The sequence below is a fragment of the Dyadobacter sp. genome (genome assembly GCF_051859145.1).
GTDB lineage: Bacteria > Bacteroidota > Bacteroidia > Cytophagales > Spirosomataceae > Dyadobacter.
In genome coordinates this window covers 1-4,743 of the sequence record NZ_JBHYGF010000337.1, presented here as the reverse complement: position 1 = coordinate 4,743, position 4,743 = coordinate 1, and the positions used below count along the sequence as shown (strand labels likewise).

The 4,743-nt window shown below is 44.4% G+C and carries 6 protein-coding genes; 5 read left to right on the top strand and 1 reads right to left on the bottom strand.

The annotated features are described in order from the left end of the window. The first annotated feature begins 213 nt into the window (after nt 1-213). On the top strand, nt 214-1,326 hold the full coding sequence (gene gmd / locus ACTIE6_RS18160; RefSeq protein WP_439557989.1) for a GDP-mannose 4,6-dehydratase: 1,113 nt from the start codon (nt 214-216) through the stop codon (nt 1,324-1,326). Between the two features lie 67 nt (nt 1,327-1,393). On the opposite strand, the gene ACTIE6_RS18155 is transcribed toward gmd, so the two are convergent. Next, on the bottom strand, nt 1,394-1,867 hold the full coding sequence (locus ACTIE6_RS18155; RefSeq protein WP_439557988.1) for a thioredoxin family protein: 474 nt from the start codon (nt 1,865-1,867) through the stop codon (nt 1,394-1,396). 152 nt (nt 1,868-2,019) lie between these two features. On the opposite strand from ACTIE6_RS18155, the gene yihA reads away from it, so the two are divergent. From yihA to ACTIE6_RS18135, 4 genes are all read left to right on the top strand, one after another. Next, complete coding sequence (yihA, locus tag ACTIE6_RS18150) at nt 2,020-2,631, top strand: ribosome biogenesis GTP-binding protein YihA/YsxC (protein WP_439557987.1); 612 nt, start codon at nt 2,020-2,022, stop codon at nt 2,629-2,631. Nucleotides 2,632-2,725: 94 nt separating this feature from the next. After that, the gene (locus tag ACTIE6_RS18145; protein WP_439557986.1) at nt 2,726-3,256 is read left to right on the top strand and encodes a DUF5606 family protein; all 531 of its coding nucleotides are present in this window, start codon (nt 2,726-2,728) and stop codon (nt 3,254-3,256) included. Nucleotides 3,257-3,326: 70 nt separating this feature from the next. Continuing rightward, a complete protein-coding gene (gene deoC / locus ACTIE6_RS18140; protein ID WP_439557985.1) occupies nt 3,327-3,986 on the top strand; it encodes a deoxyribose-phosphate aldolase in 660 nt (219 codons plus the stop codon). After that, on the top strand, nt 3,983-4,743 hold a 761-nt coding region (locus ACTIE6_RS18135; RefSeq protein ID WP_439557984.1), incomplete at its 3' end, for a glycosyltransferase. The genes deoC and ACTIE6_RS18135, both read left to right, overlap by 4 nt.

Sequence of the window (4,743 nt, the reverse complement as noted above, 5' to 3'; positions counted from 1 at the left end):
CACTTACCGCGTTAAAGCAGGTGACTTTATGTATCGCAGCGATGCAGAACAATACCTCGACATGATTAAAGAACAATATGCCTCGGCCGTTATTTTACCCGACCGTGTCGATATAAAAAGAAGCTTGAACGTAAATCTCTCAGCAGAAAACAATTAATCAAATTACCAGTAATAATTTAATCGCAATCTCACTCGATTTTACTAGACGTCTAAATGAAAAAGGCATTGATTACCGGGATAACCGGGCAGGATGGTTCTTATCTGGCCGAGCTCTTACTGAGCAAAGGATATGAAGTACACGGCATTAAGCGCCGCAGCTCTTTGTTCAATACGCAGCGGATCGACCATATCTACGAAGATCCACACGAGAAAAATGTGCGTTTCCATCTTCACTATGGTGATCTGAGTGATTCTACCAACATCATCCGGATCATTCAGGAAGTTCAGCCTGACGAAATTTATAACCTGGGCGCTATGTCGCACGTACAGGTAAGTTTTGAAGAGCCTGAGTACACTGCCAATGTAGACGGTATCGGTACTTTGCGTATTCTGGAAGCTGTTCGTTTGCTGGGATTGACTAAGAAAACCAAAATCTACCAGGCTTCTACCTCAGAGCTTTACGGTTTGGTACAAGCTGTTCCACAGTCGGAAACAACTCCTTTTTATCCACGCTCGCCTTACGCAGTTGCTAAATTATACGGTTACTGGATCACGGTAAACTACCGCGAAGCTTACGATATGTTTGCGGTAAATGGAATTCTGTTCAACCACGAATCACCATTAAGAGGTGAAACTTTTGTAACCCGCAAAATCACCCGCGCGGTTGCACGTATCGCATTGGGCTTGCAGGACAAAGTTTATCTGGGTAACCTGGACGCACAACGTGACTGGGGCCACGCCAAAGATTTTGTAGAAGCAATGTGGCTGATCCTGCAACAGGATACTGCCGAAGACTTCGTGATCGCAACCGGTATTACTACCCGCATCCGCGATTTCGTGAAAATGGCATTTGACGAAGTAGGTATCGAAGTTGCATTTACAGGAGAAGGTGTAAACGAGATCGCAACAGTAGTTGCCTGCAACAACCCTGATTTCCAGATTGAAGTAGGTAAAGAAGTTGTAGCAGTTGATCCAAGATATTTCCGTCCGACAGAAGTGGAGCTGTTAATTGGTGATCCAACGAAATCAATGACAAAGCTGGGCTGGAAACCTAAGTATGACCTGAAAGCGCTGGTTAATGACATGGTTGCAGCTGACGTAACCTTGTTCAAAAAAGACAGGTTGCTCGAAAGCAGCGGTCACCGCGTTCCAAACTATTACGAATAAGCATTCTAAGAAATACAAAAGCCCCGGAAGCGAATTGCTCCCGGGGCTTTATTTTTATGGGGCAATGTTAAACGGTTGTCTTCTTAGCCGCAGGCTTTTTCAAAGACTTTCCTGTTTTTATCAATTCTTCAGCGCTTGTATATCCCAACACTTTTTTGACAACTTTTCCATTGGGGTTGATAAAAAACAATGTCGGGTAACCTTCGATCGGATATTTACCCGCCAGCTTTGGTCCCTCGCCGCTCTCCATGTCGAACTTCACATTAATGAAATTTTCATTGAAAACTTCGGCGACATCTGCTCTTGTAAAAACATTTTTCTGCAACAACTTACAAGGCCCGCACCAGGTAGTATATGCATCAAAAAAAATAATCTTGTTTTCAGCCTTTGCTTTTTTCAGTATGGAGTTCCAGGATCCTTCAACAAACTGAATTCCCTTTTCCGCTTCTTTTACATTCTTCCCGCCATTTTCCGCAACGGCAACTGAAAATGATAATGCCATTACTGCAATAAGCAGACCTAATTTCTTTAAGTTTTTCATTACTTACTTGATAGTTATATTGATATCCTGATAACGAAAATAATGCGTAATCTTGTTTTTCACAATTCCTTGTACAACATACGATTAAGCTTTTACAATGGATTTGCGGGGCAAAAAAGATAACTTCGCAGCTTCATTAACATTAATTTCTTATGAAAGTTCAGGATGCCAGGTACGTAATGAGCAATTCGGATTATCTGAAATGTCCCTCCCCTGAATTGCCTGAGTACGCATTCATCGGCCGCTCCAACGTGGGCAAATCTTCGCTGATCAACATGCTGACTGGCAAAAAAGCGCTGGCAAAAACCTCTCAGCAACCAGGAAAAACGCAGCTTATCAATCATTTTATCATTAATGACGCCTGGTACCTTGTCGATTTGCCGGGTTACGGTTATGCCAAAGTCAGCAAATCGGAGCGGGATAAGTGGGAGAAAATGATCAACGATTATCTGTACAACCGTACCAACCTGATCTGCACATTTGTACTGATCGACGTGCGGCATAGCGCAATGGCGGTCGACCTTGAATTTATGTCACAGCTGGGGGAAGCCGGCATTCCATTCCATATCATTTTTACAAAAGCAGATAAGCTCAAACCCGGGCAGGTAGCCAACCAGGTGGAGGCATATAAAGCCAAACTGGCTGAGCTTTGGGAAGAAATACCACCGATGTTTGTGACCTCAGCAGAAAAAAACGAGGGCCGGGATGCTGTTCTGAAAGCAATACAGACTTACAACGACGCGTTTCAGAATACACAACCTTAGCAAGTTGTTTGGCGAAGTATCTTTCCGTTATTTTGCGGAAAAGTTGCCGGTCAGTAAACCGCATTCAAATCAGAAATAACTAATAATAAAAAGGATGAGTGAAAAAGTAGAGTCTACAGGAATGGAGCTGTTAAAGGAAATAGCAAATGTTTCAGGTAAAGGCGGACTGTTCCGTATTCTCAAACCCAGCCGCGCCGGGGTGATTGTTGAAAGCCTGGATGAAAAGCGCGAGAAAACGCTGATCGGGCCCACTGCAAGGGTTTCTGTATTGAAAGACGTGTCTATTTTTACAGACGGAGAGCAGGAATCAGCTCCTTTGGAAGATGTTTTTACAAAGATTCGCGAGGTTCATGGTGAGCAGGTAGAATTGTCGATCAAAACTGCATCTGACAAAGATCTGATCGAGTTCCTGAACAAGATCCTGCCTGATTTTGATCGTTCGAAAGTATATGTATCTGATATCAAAAAGATTATCACCTGGTACAACCTGCTGTCGAAGCATTTGCCGGAGCTTTTCGTGGTAACAGAATCGGCAAACGAGCCCGAAGCAGCAGCCGAGGAAGCTGGTGCGGAGTCGGAAGACGAAGGCAACAAAACTGCTAAAAAGGAAAAAAGCAAAGCTTAGTCAAGCCTGATAATATCTGAAAACCCTGTCTTATGACGGGGTTTTTATTTTTTGATCTTGTCCCAAATACATGAACGCACTCTCCTCCCGCATTGACCACACGCTGCTAAGCCCTGTCGCAACTGAAACGGATATCCGTAAAATATGCGAGGAAGCCTGGACATTCCAGTTTAAAGCTATTTGTGTAGCGCCCACTTATGTGCCTTATGTGGTTGAAATGATGGAGTTTTGTCCGATCAGGATTGAGCTTGCGACGGTAATTGGTTTCCCAATGGGCTACTCTGCAACGGAATCCAAACTCGCAGAAGCACAAATTGCATTGGATCAGGGAGCTACCGAGTTGGACGTGGTCATGAACCTCTCACGATTTAAATCAATGGCTTACCTGAGCGTGCGGCAGGAACTGATACAACTGGCACAGCTCGCCCACAGCAAAAATGCATTGATCAAGATCATCATCGAAACTGCCTACCTTGACACTTTTGAGCTTTACACAGCCTCAGAGATTTGCGCCGAGGCGGGAGCAGATTATGTAAAAACCTCTACCGGTTTTGCTCCAAAAGGCGCAGAAGTGGAAGTAGTCAAAACCCTGCGCACCATACTGCCCAAAGGGGTCAAAATTAAGGCTTCTGGCGGAATCCGCACAGCTGAACAAGCGCTGGCGCTGATAGAAGCAGGAGCGGATCGCATTGGTACCTCGGCGGGAGTAGCCATTATCGGCCAGCAATGAAACGGGTTTTGCTACTGAGCACGGTACATCCGCCGACCGACCCGCGCATTATGTATAAAATAGCGCCTGCGCTGGCGGCGCACTATGAGGTAATATGCGCTTTGCCGAAAGTCAGGCAACAAAATGCATTTAAAACCATTTCCCTGCCATTTTTCAAGAAACTTTGGTCAAGATTACTGGTAACCTACCCGGTTGTGCTCTGGAAATGTCTCCGGCTAAAACCCGACATTCTGCACATTTTTGTTCCCGAGCTTATACCGGCTGCTTTCGTGTTCAAATGGTTGGGAGCCAGGGTCATTTATGAAGTTCAGGAAAATCTTTATCAGAAATTCAGTATAAAGAAATACAATAATGCGCTGAGCTACCAGCTGTTCTTCCGGTACTTCGACGGGCTGGCGCGCAGGAAATTCTTCCTGATTTTTACTGAAAAAGCCTACCTCAATACTTATAGTAAATTAAGGTATCCCTATGCTGTTATTCAAAATTTTGCGCAGATCCCGGAACCAGAACTTTGCAAATCCATTCAAAAAGCTACATCGGAAAGGCCTGAGTTCATATATGTTGGCGTGATTTCCCTGGAAAGATGCATTGATGTGATTATACTGGCTTTTTCAAAGTTGAAAGTCTGTTTTCCACATTTCAAAGCCCACTTTTTCGGACCGTTGCGGCTCGATCAGAATGTACTTGAAGCACTGCCAGGGTTTGACCAGGTATGCGACAATGTAGTTTTTTACGGTTATACCAACCAACAGACTGC